This window comes from Streptomyces sp. GL_140 (genome assembly GCF_057834465.1).
This window is the reverse complement of record NZ_CM174404.1, coordinates 2,696,824-2,710,980: the sequence shown is the minus strand read 5'-3', so window position 1 is coordinate 2,710,980 and position 14,157 is coordinate 2,696,824. Positions and strand designations below refer to the sequence as shown.

Genomic DNA, 14,157 nt, shown 5'->3' with positions numbered 1-14,157 from the left:
GCCTCAGCCCAGCTGCTTCTCGAACCAGTGCTCGGCATACGGGCCGGAGTTGTATGCGGGTATCTCCGCGTACCCGTGACGCGCGTACAAGGCGCGGGCCTCCACCAGGTCCGACCTTGTGTCCAGCCGGACGCGCTCGGCGCCCAGCTCGCGGCCCGCCTCCTCCAGTGCCCGCAGGAGGGCCGCGCCGCCGCCGGTGCCGCGGGCGCGCGGGTCCACGTACACCCTGGTGAGCTCGGCCGTGGCCGGGTCCAGGAGGCGTATGCCTCCGCAGGCCAGGGGCCGGCCGTCGAGCCTGCCGACCACGAACCGCCCCGTCGGGTCCGTCAGCCCGTCGTCCGGGAAGTCCAGGAGCCCCTGGTCGATCTCGGCCTCGGTGACGGGCCGCTCCCAGTAGCGGCCCGCGATCTCCGCGAAGTACGCGCGGCGCAGCACGGTGGCGTCCGCGGTACTGAACGCCTCGGCGGCGACCTGCCAGGCGGCCGTCGAGGCGGCCGTCGAGGCAGCAGCCGTGGAAGCGGCAGCCGTGGTGGTGTTGATCATCTCGTTGCTGGTCATGGCGTCATTGTGGAGCCGGACGGAGCCGCCCCGCGTGGAATATCCACAGCCTCGGGCCGATGATAGGAAAAAGGGCAAACCGTGCGCACGAAAGGCGTGGACCGACATGTCGGAGCATCCTGACTGTGCCCTGGTCCGCCGAGGCTACGAGGCCTTCGGCCAGGGAGACATGGAGAAGCTGGGCGCGATGATGACGGCCGACGTCATCCAGCACATGCCCGGCAGCAGCCCCATCTCCGGGCACCACAAGGGGCGGGAAGCGGTCCTCGACCTCTATCGCCGGCTGGGCGAGGAGAGCAACGGGACACTCCAGATCCATCTGGACAAACTGCTTGCCGACGGCCGCGGCCACGTCATGAGTTTCCACACAACGCGCGCGGACCGCGGCGACCGCGGGATCGAGATCCACGAGGGAATCTTCTTCACGATCGTCGGCGGGAAGTTCAGCGACCTCGACGTCTGCATCGAGGACATCGACGAGAGCGACGCCTTCTGGAGCTGACCCGAAAGCCGACGTGAGCCGACGTGAGCCGACGTGAGCCGACGTGAGCCGACGTGAGCCGACGTGAGCCGACGTGAGAATCGGATGAGAGTGCGAAGGGCCCGGAGCGTCCGCTCCGGGCCCCTCATCGTTCACGCCTGCTTCGGCGCCGCCTGCTGCACGACCTCGAAGGACCACACCGAAGACCCCGTGGCAGCGGGCTTCGGGCGCTCCCCGCCCGCCGCGCCGCCACCCGCACCGGCCGGGCCGCCCGCCGCGCCGCCACCCTGGTGGGCCGCCTTCATCGGGCCCTCCATCCACGCCTGGAAGTCCTCCTCGGAGCGCCAGCGCGTGTACACCAGGTACTGGTCGGTGCCCTCGACGGGCCGCAGCAGCTCGAACCATTCGAACCCGTCGGAGCCCTCCACCGCGCCCGCCCGGGAGGCAAACCGCTGCTCCAGGACCTCTCGCTGCTCGGCCGGGACGGTGAGTGCGTTGATCTTCACGATGCTCATGCACGCCATCCTAGGTATCGCGCGGGGGATATCGTCGTCCGGGTAAATGAAGGACGCGGTATGAAACGCGGTATCAAACGCGGCAGCCAGGCAAAGTCAGGGTTGCGGTCAACAGGGCGGGAGGCCGGCGAGGCGTGGCTAACGCGGCGGAGCACAGCGGTGCGAACGGACATGCCGGGGTCATAGGCGGTAGCGGCGGCAGGCTTGGGGCGGCACGCCTCATGCTGTGGGCGCTGGCAGGGCTGCTCGCCGTCAGGCAGGCCGCCGTGGTGCTGCGCGTGCCACCGGGCGAGTGGCTCAGCGACTTCCACCTCCCCGGCACCGCGGGCAGCCTGCCGGGCCTGCTCTACGAGAACGGCCAGTTCACCGGAACCCCCTTCGCGGGGCTGGTCCTCAAGCCGCTCCTCGGCTTCGCCACGCCCTCCTTGGAGGTGGCTTGGACCTGCGTGACCCTGTTGTTCGTCGCCGCCATCGGGCTCGTCGCCGCGCGCAGCCTGCCCGACCCGGTGCCCCGGCGCACCGCGCTGCTGGCCGCGCCCGTGCTGGTCGCGCTGATGATGGTCTCGCTGCCCGTCCGCGAGGCCGCATCGCCCGGCCAGACCGCCGTCCTGCCCGTCCTGCTGGTGCTGCTGGCCGTGTTCCGGGTTCCGGGCGACCGCCCGTCCGGGTTCCTGATCGGCCTCGCCGCAGCCCTCCAGCCCGCTCTGCTGCTCTTCGCCGCGCTGCTGTGGCTGACCGGGCGCAAGCCCACCGCACGCGCCGCCGCCCTGACCTTCGCCGGAGCCACCGCGCTGTCCTGGGCGGCCCTGCCGCACGACTCTTGGACGTACTGGGTCCAGCACCTGGCCGGCACCGGCCTCGGCGGCGCCCCCGACAGCCTCGCCAACCAGTCCGTGCACGGCGCACTGCTGCGCCTGGGCCTGACCGGCCCCGGCGAGATCCTGTTCTACCTCGCCCTCGCGGGCGCCGTCGCCTGGTTCGGCCTGCGCCGCGCCGCCCGCTACGCCCGCGACGGACAGCTGCTGCTCGCCGTCGCCATCACCGGCTGCGTGGCCGTCGCCGTGTCCCCGACCGGGTGGCGCCACCAGCTGCTCTGGGTGCTGCTCGCGGTCGCCGGCAAGGTCGGCAAGCGGGCCGCCGACCGGCCCGTCTGGCCGGTGGCGGTGGTCCTCGCCATGACCCTGCCGAGCGACGTGCTGCTGCCCAACCTGGCCGCGCTGGCCCCCGTACGGGACAACGTGCTGCTGCTCGCGGCCGTCGCGGCGGCCTGCGCCGTGCCGTTCCTGCCGCGCTCGTCCCCGTACTGGCGCGAGCCCGTGCCGACGGCCTACGGGCGGCCCGCCCCCGCACGGTGGGCGCGGATTCCGCTGCTGCCGTTCTGGCGGCGCGTGCTCTCGCGCCCCAACCTGCTGCTGGAACTGCTGCTGATACGGGTCGGCTACTCGCTCTACTCCCACATCCGGGCCGCCGCGCCCACCAGCCGCAGCCTCGCCGAGGGCAACGGGAGCCAGATCCACGGCATCGAGAAGGCGCTCGGCATCGACATCGAGCACGCGGTGAACCACGCCGTCGCGAAGACGCCCTGGCTGGAGGCGTTCTTCAACTTCTACTACACCTCCTTCCACTTCGTGGTCCCGCTGACGATCCTGGCCGTCCTGTACTGGCGCCGCCCCAAGGACTACCGCTGGGCGCGGGCCTCCCTGGGCCTCGCCACCGTGCTCGCGCTCATAGGTTTCTGGCTGTACCCGCTCGCGCCGCCGCGACTGATGCCCGACCTGGGCTTCATCGACACCGTGCACGGGGTGCAGGATCTGGCGAACCCGAGCTACGGGGCCATGACCGCGATCTCCAACCAGTACGCGGCGATGCCCTCGCTGCACTTCGGCTGGTCGCTGTGGTGCGGGGTCGTGATCGTCACGCTCGCGCCCAAGGGCTGGCAGAAGCTGCTGGGGGCGCTGCACCCGACGATCACCGTGTGCGCGATCGTCGCCACCGCCAACCACTGGGTGCTCGACGCGGTCGGCGGCGCGGTCGTCGTGGGTGCCGGGTTCGGGCTCGTCTACGTGCTCTCCGGTCCCCGGGGCGATGCCGTGCCGGCCGGGGTGTCCGTACCGCGGCCGCGGCAGCCGGAGCGGGTGGGCGCGGGGGAGCGTACGAACGCCTGAGGCGACGACGAAGGGGTGCCGGGGCGGTGTAGCAGCCCGTCCCGGCACCCCTTCGCGCTGGATCGCCGCGTTCTGCCATGGTCCGCCCGAGTGGCGGCTCCCGCCACTCGGGGCCGGGCCGGCGGGGCCGGCGGAGCAGGGTCGGGCCCTGCGGGGCCTGTCCCCTACCCGCTCTTCGCCCGTTCCCCGGGGCTGCGCCCCGGCTAGGCGGGCGGGAGGTTTGCCACCACCAGGGCTATCGCTGCCGTCGCCGTGTCGGTTTCGCCGAGGACGGTGGTCTGGCGGGGGCCGCGTACGCGGAAGCGGCCGTCGGGGAGGGGTTCCACGGCCGGGGCGGTCACGGCGAAGGGGTGTCCGGCGGAGGCGCTGAACCACAGGGTGAAGTGGCTGGTGTACGGGTACAGGCGACGCAGTTCCGGCTCTTCGCGGGCGGCCTCGATGAGCGCCAGGACGCCCTGGCTCATCGGCTCGGACCCGTTCTCCTCGGCCATCCGCCGCCAGGTCGTCGGCAACCGCTGCCAGCGTCTGGCGCTGGGGTCCTCAAGGTTCATCCGGGCAGTCTGGGGGCCCGGCCGCCGCCAAGGCAATGATCCGGATGGCGGCGAGACGGTAACGACCCGGCGGTAACAAGACACGGGGGCCGAGGGACGGCAGGGGCCGGGCGTGGGAGGTGGGGCCCCTGCCGTCCTGGATCACGGGTCAGCCGTGGCTGACCCGCAGCTCCTTGATGCCGTTCAGCCAGGCCGCGCGCAGCCGGCGCGGGCCCTCGCCGACGAGGCGCAGGTCGGGCAGGGCGTCGGCCAGCGCGTTGAACATCAGGTCGATCTCCATGATGGCCAGCGACTTGCCGAGGCAGAAGTGCGGGCCGCCGCCGCCGAAGCCCAGGTGGGGGTTGGGGTCGCGGGTGATGTCGAAGCGGTCGGGGTCGGTGAAGACCTCGGGGTCGTGGTTGGCCGAGGAGTAGAACATGCCGACGCGGTCGCCGGCCTTGATCTTCTGGCCGCCCAGTTCGGTGTCCTGGGTGGCGGTGCGCTGGAAGGACACCACGGGGGTGGCCCAGCGGACGATCTCCTCGGCGGCCGTCGAGGGACGGGTCGCCTTGTACAGCTCCCACTGCTCGGGGTGGGTCAGGAAGGCGTGCATGCCGTGGCTGATGGCGTTGCGCGTGGTCTCGTTGCCCGCGACCGCGAGCAGCAGCACGAAGAAGCCGAACTCGTCGGAGCCCAGGTTGCCCTGGCCCTCGGCGGCGACCAGCTGCGTGACGATGTCCTGCGCCGGGCACTCCTTGCGCTCCGTGGAGAGGTTCATCGAGTAACCGATGAGCTCCATGGCCGCGTTGCCGCCGACCTCCGCGGTGATCGCGTACTCCGGGTCGTCGTAGGCGATCATCTTGTTCGACCAGTCGAAGATCCGCGAGCGGTCCTCCTGGGGTACGCCGATCAGCTCGGCGATGGCCTGCAGCGGGAGTTCGCACGCCACCTGCGTGACGAAGTCGAAGCTGCCGTCGGCCGAGACCGCCAGGGCCTCCGCGACGATCTTCCTGGCCCGGTCGCGCAGGGCTTCCTCCAGCCCGCGGATGGCCCGCGGGGTGAAGCCCCGCTGCACGATCTGGCGTACGCGGGTGTGTTCCGGGGGATCCATGTTCAGCATGATCAGACGCTGGGCATCTATCGTCTCGCGCTGGATGTGCTCGTTGAAGCGGATGATCGCCGTGTTCGTCGTGGAGGAGAACAGCTCCGGGTGCGTGGAGACGTACTTGACGTCCGCGTGCCGGGTGACTGCCCAGTACCCCTCGTCGTCGAAGCCGGTGATGCCCCGCTCCTGCGGGCACCACCAGACGGGTGCGGTCTCCCGCAACTGTGCGAACTCGGGGTAGGGGACCCGGGCTTGGAGCAGGTCCGGGTCGGTGGCGTCGAAGCCTTCGGGCAGCGCGGGGCAGGGCATCGGGCGACTCCAAAGTCTGACGGCCCATCAGAAGTTGGCTTGAAGGTAGTAACGAGTTCTAGAAGTGACAAGGGGCCCCGCACCAACTGTTGCGTGTGGAATCCGTGTAAGCCACGTGCAAGACCCTTGCGTACCGGGTCTTCTGGTCATAAGACTGCGGGGAGAACTAGAACGCGTACTAGTTCGGGCGGGGCGCCGGGACGGCCCGCCCGCCAGCTGAGGCGCGCCGCCCGAGCGCGCCGTGCGCTACGCAGGAGCAGGAGAGGACGAGCTCATGGCCGCGGAACCCGTCATCGTCGAAGCCGTACGCACCCCCATCGGCAAGCGCGGGGGCGCACTCGCCAACCTTCACCCCGCCTACCTTCTCGGCGAGACCTACCGCGAGCTCCTCGCCCGCACCGGCATCCAGCCCGACTGCGTGGAGCAGATCGTCGGCGGCACCGTCACGCACGCCGGCGAGCAGTCGATGAACCCCGCCCGGAACGCCTGGCTGGCCATGGGCCTCCCGTACGAGACCGCCGCGACCACCGTGGACTGTCAGTGCGGCAGCTCCCAGCAGGCCAACCACATGGTCGCCAACATGATCTCCGGCGGAGTCATGGACATCGGGATCGCCTGCGGGGTCGAGGCCATGAGCCGCGTCCCGCTCGGCTCCGGATCCAAGCACGGCCCCGGCAAGCCCTTCCCGGACGAGTGGAACGTCGACCTCCCGAACCAGTTCGAGGCCGCCGAGCGCATCGCCCGGCACCGCGGGCTGACCCGGGAGGACGTGGACAAGCTGGGCGTGCTGTCCCAGCAGCGGGCTGCGGCCGCGTGGGCCGAGGAGCGCTTCAAGCGCGAGACCTTCGCCGTGCAGGTCCCGACCACCGAGGCCGAGCAGGCCGCCGGCCAGGGCATGTGGCGGCTGGTCGACCGGGACGAGGGGCTGCGCGACACCTCCATGGAGGCGCTGGCCCGGCTCAAGCCGGTCATGCCGACCGCCGTGCACACCGCGGGCAACTCCTCGCAGATCTCCGACGGGGCCGCCGCCGTGATGTGGGCCTCGCGCAAGATGGCCCGCGCGCTCAAGCTGCGGCCGCGCGCCCGGATCGTCGCCCAGACGCTGGTCGGCTCCGACCCGCACTTCCACCTGGACGGGCCGATCGACGCGACGCGTGCGGTGCTGGGCAAGGCCGGCATGTCGCTGAAGGACATCGACCTCGTCGAGATCAACGAGGCCTTCGCCTCCGTGGTCCTCAGCTGGGCCCAGGTCTTCGACCAGGACCTGGAGAAGGTCAACGTCAACGGCGGCGGAATCGCGCTGGGCCACCCCGTCGGCGCGACCGGCGCCCGGCTGATCACCACCGCGCTGCACGAGCTGGAGCGGCGCGACAAGGAATTCGCCCTGATCACCATGTGCGCGGGTGGCGCGCTGGCGACGGGCACCATCATCCAGCGCCTGTAGTACGGCGCCGGCCTCGGACCCTGTGGGATGGGATAGCCGAAGGCCCCGGTGGCCGGACCTGGGGAGGTCGGCCGCCGGGGCCTTCGCATGCGTGCGCACCGGGCCTCACGGGCGGGCGGGCACTTCTGTCGTCCACTGCCGCTGGTGGCTTAGTACCAGTGGTGGGTCTGCCAGAAGCTCCAGGCGCCGACGGGGCTGCCGTAGCGGGAGTTCATGTAGTCCAGGCCCCACTTGATCTGGGTGGCCGGGTTGGTCTTCCAGTCCGGGCCCGCCGAGGCCATCTTCGAGGCCGGCAGGGCCTGGACCAGGCCGTACGCGCCGGAAGAGGAGTTGGTGGCGGTGTGGTTCCAGCCGCTCTCGCGGGAAACGATGTTGTTGAAGGCGGCGAACTGGGCCGGGTCCTTGATCATCTGCTGGGCGATCGCCTTGGCGTTCATCGGGGCGGCCTGCGCGGGAACCGCGACAAGCATGGAACCGGCGACGCCCAGGGCGAGGACGGTGCCCGCGAGGGTCTTCTTCGAAGCGGCGATGCGGCGGATGACGGCGTTGGACACGGATGGACCTTCCGAAGGGGACAGGGACGGTCGCGGGCATGCCGGAGACATGCGTGAGCCACTCACGCAAAGGAGAGGGGTTCGTCGGCGGGAGCAGGAGACCGGGTGTGAACCCGGGGGATCTCCGTCCGCCCTGCGACTCATCCAGTTCTACGGGGGTCCGGCAGCCTTGGCAACGACCCCTCTTACTAGTGGTCCTCGCAGCCGGGGCGCAACGGCCCCCCTCCCACCGGGCAGGCATCCGAGCAGGTGGGGGCCGGTATGAGGGGGCGGGTAAGGGGCGTTCAAGGACTACTATCCCGCCTCGTATGTGACCTAGGTCCTGTGGGGCGGGTCACCGCACAGGGCCCCGGATCTCACCCTGCGTACCCGCCCGTACCCCTTTCGAGGGAAGGTTTACGGCCGGAGCCGGCCCCCGCATCGAAGGCCACAGGGGCGTCGAAGGCGGCTTTCCTGGTGGCCCGCCGCAACGCCTTCAGCAGGGTCGTGCCGAGCGTGAGGGTCAGTACGACGGTCAGCGCGGCCCGGCCCAGGTCCCAGCCCACCGAGGTCGCCAGGCAGTACGCGAGGAAGCGCGCCAGATTCGCGGCCACCGGGTCGCCGGGGTGGAAGGAGATGCCCTGGCCCATGCCCTGCAGGATCACCCAGCCCTGCAGGTTCATGACCGTGCCGTACGCGAAGGAGCCGAGGAACCCGTACGCCGCGAGCAGCGCCAGCTCGGCCCGCCCCCGGATCCGGTCCGGGCCCGGCAGCAGCCCCGCACCCAGCGAGAACCAGCCCATGGCCAGCATCTGGAACGGCATCCACGGCCCCACCCCGCCCGTGAGCAGGGCCGACGCGAACATCGTCACCGCTCCGAGGACGAACCCGAAGCCGGGACCGAGGACGCGGCCGCTCAGCACCATCAGGAAGAACATGGGCTCCAGACCGGCCGTGCCCGCGCCCAGGGGACGCAGCGCGGCCCCCACCGCGGCCAGTACGCCGAGCATGGCGACGGCCTTGGCGTCCATCCCGTCGTCGGCGATGGTCGCGACGACCACCCCGACGAGGAGGGGAAGCAGGGCGGCGAAGAGCCAGGGGGCGTCCTGGGAGTGCGCCAGACCCGACTGCGCGTCGGCGAGCAGCGGCCAGCCGAAAGCGGCGATGCCGATGAGGGTGACGAGGACCAGCGCGGCGGCGGCGCGGGGGCCGATGCGGATGGGGCGGGGGCTGGGGCTGGGGCTGGTCACGGCGTACCGCCGTCCTGGGCGGGGGGCGGTGGGGTCGCTTGGAGAGCGGCGGCCACCTGGGACACCGTGAGCCAGTGGTCCGGGGCCAGGATCTTGGCCACCTGCGGCGCGAAGGCGGGGGAGGAGACGACCACCTCGGCGGTCGGCCCGTCCACGACGACCTCCCCGCCCGCCAGGATCACCACCCGGTGGGCCAGCTCGGCGGTGAGCTCCACGTCATGCGTGGCCAGGACGATCGCATGGCCGTCGGCCGCCAGGCCGCGCAGGATCTCCACCAGACGGGCCTTGGCCGCGTAGTCCAGACCGCGGGTCGGCTCGTCGAGCAGGAGCAGCGCCGGGCGGCCGGTCAGTACGAGCGCGAGCGCGAGGGCCAGGCGCTGGCCCTCGGAGAGGTCGCGCGGGTGGGTGTCGTCGGGGACGTCGGGGAGCAGCGAGGTGACGAGGGCCCGGCAGGTCCCCGTCGGCCGGCCGGCGTCGTGGTCGGCGGCGGCGCACTCGGCGGCCACGGTGTCGGCGTAGAGCAGGTCGCGGGGCTCCTGCGGCACCAGGCCGACGCGGGTCACCATGTCCCGGGGCGGGGTGCGGTGGGGGGTGCGGCCGCTGACGGTCACCTGGCCGGTGGTGGGTTCGAGCGTACCGACGAGGGTGGCGAGGAGGGTGGACTTGCCGGCGCCGTTGCGGCCCATCAGGGCGACGATGTCGCCGGGGGCGACCGTGAGGTTGATGCCGCGGAGGACTTCGGCGCGGCCGCGGCGGAGGGAGAGGTCCTTGACGGTGGCCGGTCCGGGCCCGACCTCGGCCTTCGGCCCGGTGCCGGTCGCCGCTGCCGTTGCCGCTGCCGACGGCGGGGGCGAGGGCGTGGTTCGGCTGCGCCGGAGCAGGCGGGCTAGCCGGTGGGGGCCGGAGCGGGGGCCCTGCGGGCGGCCGTCCCCTACCCACCCTTCCACCGTTCCCCGGGGCTCCGCCCCGGACCCCGTTCGGGGCTGCGCCCCGGCGGTGGCCGGGACGGTTGCCGGGGGCTGCGCCCCGGACCCGCCTCGGGGCTGCGCCCCCGACGAGTCTTCGGGCTCCGCCCAGGGCAGGTCCAGCCCCGCCGACGTTTGAGGCGCGGGTCCGGGCAGGGTCCGGGAAGCGGCGCTGCGGGCTGGGGCGGAGGGGTCCAGTTCGCGGGGGTCGGGAGTGTCCGGGCCCGGCGCACGGGACAGGCGCGACCGGAGCGGAGCGGCCAGGCGGCGGGCGTCGCGGACGGAGAGGGGGAGGGGGGACCAGTCGGCCAGGCGGCCCAGGGCCACCACCGGGGGGTGGACCGGGGAGACGGCCATGATGGAGGAGGGGGAGCCGAGGACCGGTGGGGCGCCCGGGGCGGGGAGGAGCAGGACCTGGTCGGCGTACTGGACCACCCGCTCCAGGCGGTGCTCCGCCATCAGGACGGTCGTGCCCAGGTCGTGCACCAGTCGCTGGAGGACCGCCAGGACCTCCTCCGCCGCCGCCGGGTCCAGCGCGGACGTCGGCTCGTCCAGGACGAGCACGCGCGGGTGCGGGGTCAGGACCGAGCCGATCGCGACCCGCTGCTGCTGGCCCCCGGACAGGGTGGCGATGGGGCGGTCGCGCAGTTCGCCCAGGCCGAGGAGGTCGAGGGTCTCCTCGACCCGGCGGCGCATGACGGCGGGGGCGAGCCCCAGGGACTCCATGCCGTAGGCGAGCTCGTCCTCCACCACGTCCGTCACGAAATGGGCCAGCGGATCCTGGCCCACCGTGCCGACCACGTCCGCCAGCTCCCGCGGCTTGTGCGTACGGGTGTCACGGCCCGCGACCGTGACCCGGCCCTGGAGCCGGCCCCCGGTGAAGTGGGGGACGAGGCCGGAGACCGCTCCTAGGAGGGTGGATTTGCCGACCCCCGAGGGGCCGACCAGGAGCGTCAGCTCGCCCTCGGGGAGGACGAAGTCCGCGTCGCGGAGGGAGGGGGAGGGCGCGCCCTCGTACGTCACCGACACCTCGTCGAAACGGATCACAGCGACGCCTCCTTCGGCGGTACGGGTGCCACGAAGGCGGGAAGCAGGCCGATCAGGATCACCGCGGCGGGCCAGAGGGGCAGGGTGGGGGCGACGAGGGGGACCACACCAGGCCGCAGCGCCTCCGGGTCCAGGGACGCGGCCCGGATCAGCAGCACCGCGACTGCCGTGCCCGATCCGGCGACGAGCCAGGAACGCAGCCCCCACCGGTCGGGCCGGTACCGGGTCCGGATCGAGCGGCGGCCGCCGAGCCGCAGCCCCGCGAGGGCCAGGGCGAGGCCGATGAGGAGGATCGGCAGGCCGAACACGGCGCCCTCCGCCGCGAGCAGCCCGTACGTACCCGCGCACATGCCGAGCAGTCCGCCGAGGGTCAGGACGTTGGTGGTGTGCCGGACGGCGGCCGGGACCCGCGCGGTGCGGCCGTATCCGCGCGCATCCATCGACGCGGCCAGGGCGACGGAACGCTCCAGCGCGCCCTCCAGCACCGGCAGGCCGATCTGCAGGATCGCCCGCACCCCGCCCGTGGGCCGCCCGCGCAGGCGGCGGGCGGTGCGGAGCCGGACCACGTCCGCGACCATGTTCGGCGCGAAGGTCATCGCGACGACCACGGCGACGCCCACCTCGTACAGGGCCGCGGGCAGGGACTTCAGCAGCCGGGCCGGATTCGCGAGGGCGTTGGCGGCGCCGACGCAGATCAGGAGCGTGGCCAGCTTCGCGCCGTCGTAGAAGGCGAAGACCAGCTGCTCGGCGGTGACCCGGCCGCCGAACCGGATGCCCTGAGCCCAGGCGGGCAACGGGATCTCCGGGAGGGTGAACAAGGTGTGCGAGCCGGGGATGGGGGAGCCCAGGAGCATGGAGAAGAGGAGGCGCAGCCCGATGACGAAGAGGCCGAGCTTGACGAAGGCGCCGTAGGAACGGGCCCAGGGGGCGTCCGTACGGCGCGCGGCGACGACGTAGCCGGCGACGCCGACGATGAGGCCGAGCAGGAGGGGATTGGTGGTGCGCGAGGCGGCGGTGGCGAGCCCGAGCGCCCAGAGCCACCAGGCCCCCGCGTGCAGGGCATTGCTCCGACTGGCCTCGGGAGGCGTGATCCTTTTGTACGTCGCCACGCGCCGGGCCCCCTTCGCCGCCCGGTCCGCGGCGGGGCGGGCCGGGGTCACGACGCCGGGTGCGGCGCCGTGCGTGGTGCGGGAGGCTCCCGCGGGCGGCCGATCGCGGTCACCGTCGGCCCCGCCGGCGCGGGGGCCCGCGTCGGCGGGGTCCGGGGTCACCGGGTGCGGCGGCGGCGCGATTGCCAGAGGGCGGCCGCGGCCAGGGCGGCCACCGCCGCGATGCCCGCGAGGAGGCCCGCCGACGGCCCGCCGCTCCTGTCCGCGTCGGCGGAGGCGTCGGCGGGAGGGCTGGCGGGAGTGCTTGCCGGGCCTTCCGCGACCGGCTCGCCGCAGCCCTGCTTCGGGTACCCCGAGACGGAGCACAGCAGCGCCGCGCTGTTGTAGCGCAGCGGCTTCGCCACCTCCGCCAGGGCCTCGGCCGCCGTGGCGTCCGGGCCGAGCTGCGCGCACGCCGTGCGCGGGGCGTCCTGCGGCGGGGCGTCGCCCGTGGGGGCGTCCGCCGGGCTGCCGAAGTCGATGACCACGGCGACCCGCTTCTTGCCGTCCACCGCCGGGGTGCCCGAGCAGACCGCCGCGAAGTCCGGGCCGGTGCGCGGCGCGGCGGCCTGGTCGGCGGCGTCCTTGCTGACCACGAAGTGGAAGCCCTGCACGGAGCCGTCCGCCGGACGCGCCGAGGAGGGGCCCTGGGTGGCGTACTTCCACTGGCCGCCGGTGCCGTCCCAGAACGACCAGTAGCGGTAGGTGGAGGCGAGGGCCGGCGACGCGGCGAGGAGCGTGAGGACGAGGCCGAGCCCGAGGAACAGCGGCGTCAGACGGCGCATCAGAGCTGGTTCTTCTTCCGGCGGCCGCTCAGCACGATGCCGATGCCCATACCGGCGGCGGTGCCCGCGCCGATCATCCACCAGATGTTCTTGTTGCCGGAGCCGTCGGAGTCCTTGGAGGCCTTCTTGCCGGAGTCGCCCTCCTGGGAGCCGGTGGCCTTCTCGGGCGCCGGGCCCGTCGCGTTCAGCGCCGCCACCAGGTCCGTGCCGCCGAAGGCCTTCGGGTCGGTGCCGGTCGCGTGCGCGGCCAGGATCAGGGTGCCGAGGCCGGCCGGGTTGCCCTTGGCCCACTCGGCGGAGTTGGCCTTCAGCCACTCCAGCGCGCCGGCGGCCGACTGCTTGTGCCCGGCCGCGGCCAGGGAGATCACCGCGTCGGCGGTGTTGCCGGTGTCCGTGGTCGGCTGGTCGGAGCCCGGCGTGACGGCGGTGAGGTGGCCGTCCTTCTTCAGGGCCTCGGCCAGGTATCCGGCGGCGCCCTGGGCGGCGGCCGCCGGGTCGCCGGCGGTCGACGGGCAGGTCAGGGGGGTCGCGGGGGTGTCCGTGGCGGAAGGGGGGACGACCGAGCCCTTGCCGAGGCCGGCCAGCGCCGCGGCGGCCGTCGCGTCGGCGTTCGCGGACAGCTTGCCGCCGACGGGCTGGAACGCGAAGGCGCCCCGGTCGGCGGCCGGCTCGGAGGAGCAGCCCAGCTGGAAGGTGAGGAGCGCGTCGTACGGGGACTTGCCCGCCTTCGACTTGACCTCGGCGGGCTTCTCGCCGACGACCGTCAGGGCGCTGATCGCGAGGGCGGTCGAGTTGGCGTCCGTACCGCCGTCCATGGCGCCGCCGGGGTTGTTGCTCCAGCCGCCGTCCTCGTTCTGCACGGACTTCAGCCAGCCGACGGCCTTCTTCACCGTCTCGTCGTGGCCGCCGACCGCGGCCAGTGCCTGGACGGCGACCGAGGTGGCGTTGGAGTCGATGAAGGCCGAGGCGTCGCAGTCCTTGGAGGTGTCCGCGCGGAAGGAGGCGAAGGAGCCGTTGGCGCACTGCTGGCCGACGAGCCAGTCCACGGCCCGCGGGGCGGACTCGACGCCGACGGTGTGCTGGGCGAGCAGCGCGAACGACTGCCGCCACACCCCGTCGTACATCGGGTCGGCCTTGCCGAAGAGTCCGGAGGGGATGACCGGCGTCGCGGAGGGCATGGGCGCGGCAGTGTCGGCGAGGGCCGCCGGGGCGGCACCCACGCAGAGCACGGCGGAGGCGGCGAGCGTGGCGGCGCTGCGGCGGACGTTCATGTGGTGCGGGTGCCTCTCCTGTGGGGACCCGGAGGCAGGCAGCACAGCAGG

The 14,157-nt window shown here is 73.0% G+C and carries 13 protein-coding genes; 3 read left to right on the top strand and 10 right to left on the bottom strand.

The genetic code is table 11. The features are described 5' to 3' along the window. Nucleotides 1-3: 3 nt before the first annotated feature. Nucleotides 4-558: a GNAT family N-acetyltransferase gene (locus AC3IYJ_RS12670; RefSeq protein ID WP_489401410.1), complete on the bottom strand. Its 555-nt coding sequence runs from the start codon at nucleotides 556-558 to the stop codon at nucleotides 4-6. Nucleotides 559-664: 106 nt separating this feature from the next. Here AC3IYJ_RS12670 and AC3IYJ_RS12665 point away from each other — a divergent pair, with 106 nt between their 5' ends. Further along, complete coding sequence (locus AC3IYJ_RS12665) at nucleotides 665-1,060, top strand: nuclear transport factor 2 family protein (protein ID WP_489401409.1); 396 nt, start codon at nucleotides 665-667, stop codon at nucleotides 1,058-1,060. 131 nt (nucleotides 1,061-1,191) lie between these two features. Here AC3IYJ_RS12665 and AC3IYJ_RS12660 read toward each other — a convergent pair whose 3' ends face one another. Further along, entirely contained in the window at nucleotides 1,192-1,554 is a 363-nt protein-coding gene (locus AC3IYJ_RS12660; RefSeq protein WP_489401408.1) for an antibiotic biosynthesis monooxygenase family protein, read from the bottom strand. Nucleotides 1,555-1,775: 221 nt separating this feature from the next. On the opposite strand from AC3IYJ_RS12660, the gene AC3IYJ_RS12655 reads away from it, so the two are divergent. Next, nucleotides 1,776-3,719 carry a bifunctional glycosyltransferase 87/phosphatase PAP2 family protein gene (locus AC3IYJ_RS12655; protein WP_489402792.1) on the top strand — a complete coding sequence of 648 codons (1,944 nt, stop codon included), beginning with the start codon at nucleotides 1,776-1,778 and terminating at the stop codon, nucleotides 3,717-3,719. A 203-nt stretch (nucleotides 3,720-3,922) separates the two neighbouring features. Here the strand turns inward: AC3IYJ_RS12655 and AC3IYJ_RS12650 are convergent, their stop codons facing one another. Continuing rightward, complete coding sequence (locus AC3IYJ_RS12650; protein WP_489401407.1) at nucleotides 3,923-4,270, bottom strand: DUF6193 family natural product biosynthesis protein; 348 nt, start codon at nucleotides 4,268-4,270, stop codon at nucleotides 3,923-3,925. Between the two features lie 148 nt (nucleotides 4,271-4,418). Next, nucleotides 4,419-5,663, bottom strand: a complete 1,245-nt coding sequence (locus tag AC3IYJ_RS12645; protein ID WP_489401406.1) for a cytochrome P450 — start codon at nucleotides 5,661-5,663, stop codon at nucleotides 4,419-4,421. A gap of 274 nt (nucleotides 5,664-5,937) precedes the next feature. Here AC3IYJ_RS12645 and AC3IYJ_RS12640 point away from each other — a divergent pair, with 274 nt between their 5' ends. Continuing rightward, complete coding sequence (locus AC3IYJ_RS12640) at nucleotides 5,938-7,107, top strand: steroid 3-ketoacyl-CoA thiolase (RefSeq protein ID WP_266877343.1); 1,170 nt, start codon at nucleotides 5,938-5,940, stop codon at nucleotides 7,105-7,107. Nucleotides 7,108-7,256: 149 nt separating this feature from the next. Here the strand turns inward: AC3IYJ_RS12640 and AC3IYJ_RS12635 are convergent, their stop codons facing one another. From AC3IYJ_RS12635 to AC3IYJ_RS12610, 6 genes are all read right to left on the bottom strand, one after another. After that, nucleotides 7,257-7,661: an aggregation-promoting factor C-terminal-like domain-containing protein gene (locus AC3IYJ_RS12635; protein WP_489398986.1), complete on the bottom strand. Its 405-nt coding sequence runs from the start codon at nucleotides 7,659-7,661 to the stop codon at nucleotides 7,257-7,259. Nucleotides 7,662-8,017: 356 nt separating this feature from the next. Further along, nucleotides 8,018-8,890, bottom strand: a complete 873-nt coding sequence (locus tag AC3IYJ_RS12630; RefSeq protein WP_489401405.1) for an ECF transporter S component — start codon at nucleotides 8,888-8,890, stop codon at nucleotides 8,018-8,020. Continuing rightward, nucleotides 8,887-10,902, bottom strand: a complete 2,016-nt coding sequence (locus AC3IYJ_RS12625) for an ABC transporter ATP-binding protein (protein WP_489401404.1) — start codon at nucleotides 10,900-10,902, stop codon at nucleotides 8,887-8,889. Before AC3IYJ_RS12625 ends, AC3IYJ_RS12630 begins: the two co-directional genes overlap by 4 nt. Further along, nucleotides 10,899-12,011, bottom strand: coding sequence for an energy-coupling factor transporter transmembrane component T (locus AC3IYJ_RS12620; protein ID WP_489402791.1), 1,113 nt, complete (start codon nucleotides 12,009-12,011; stop codon nucleotides 10,899-10,901). The genes AC3IYJ_RS12625 and AC3IYJ_RS12620 overlap by 4 nt, the downstream gene beginning before the upstream one ends. Before the next feature lie 158 nt (nucleotides 12,012-12,169). Then, on the bottom strand, nucleotides 12,170-12,835 hold the full coding sequence (locus AC3IYJ_RS12615; RefSeq protein ID WP_489401403.1) for an SCO2322 family protein: 666 nt from the start codon (nucleotides 12,833-12,835) through the stop codon (nucleotides 12,170-12,172). Then, nucleotides 12,835-14,106 carry an SCO2321 family membrane protein gene (locus tag AC3IYJ_RS12610; RefSeq protein WP_489401402.1) on the bottom strand — a complete coding sequence of 424 codons (1,272 nt, stop codon included), beginning with the start codon at nucleotides 14,104-14,106 and terminating at the stop codon, nucleotides 12,835-12,837. Before AC3IYJ_RS12610 ends, AC3IYJ_RS12615 begins: the two co-directional genes overlap by 1 nt. Between the last annotated feature and the right edge of the window lie 51 nt (nucleotides 14,107-14,157).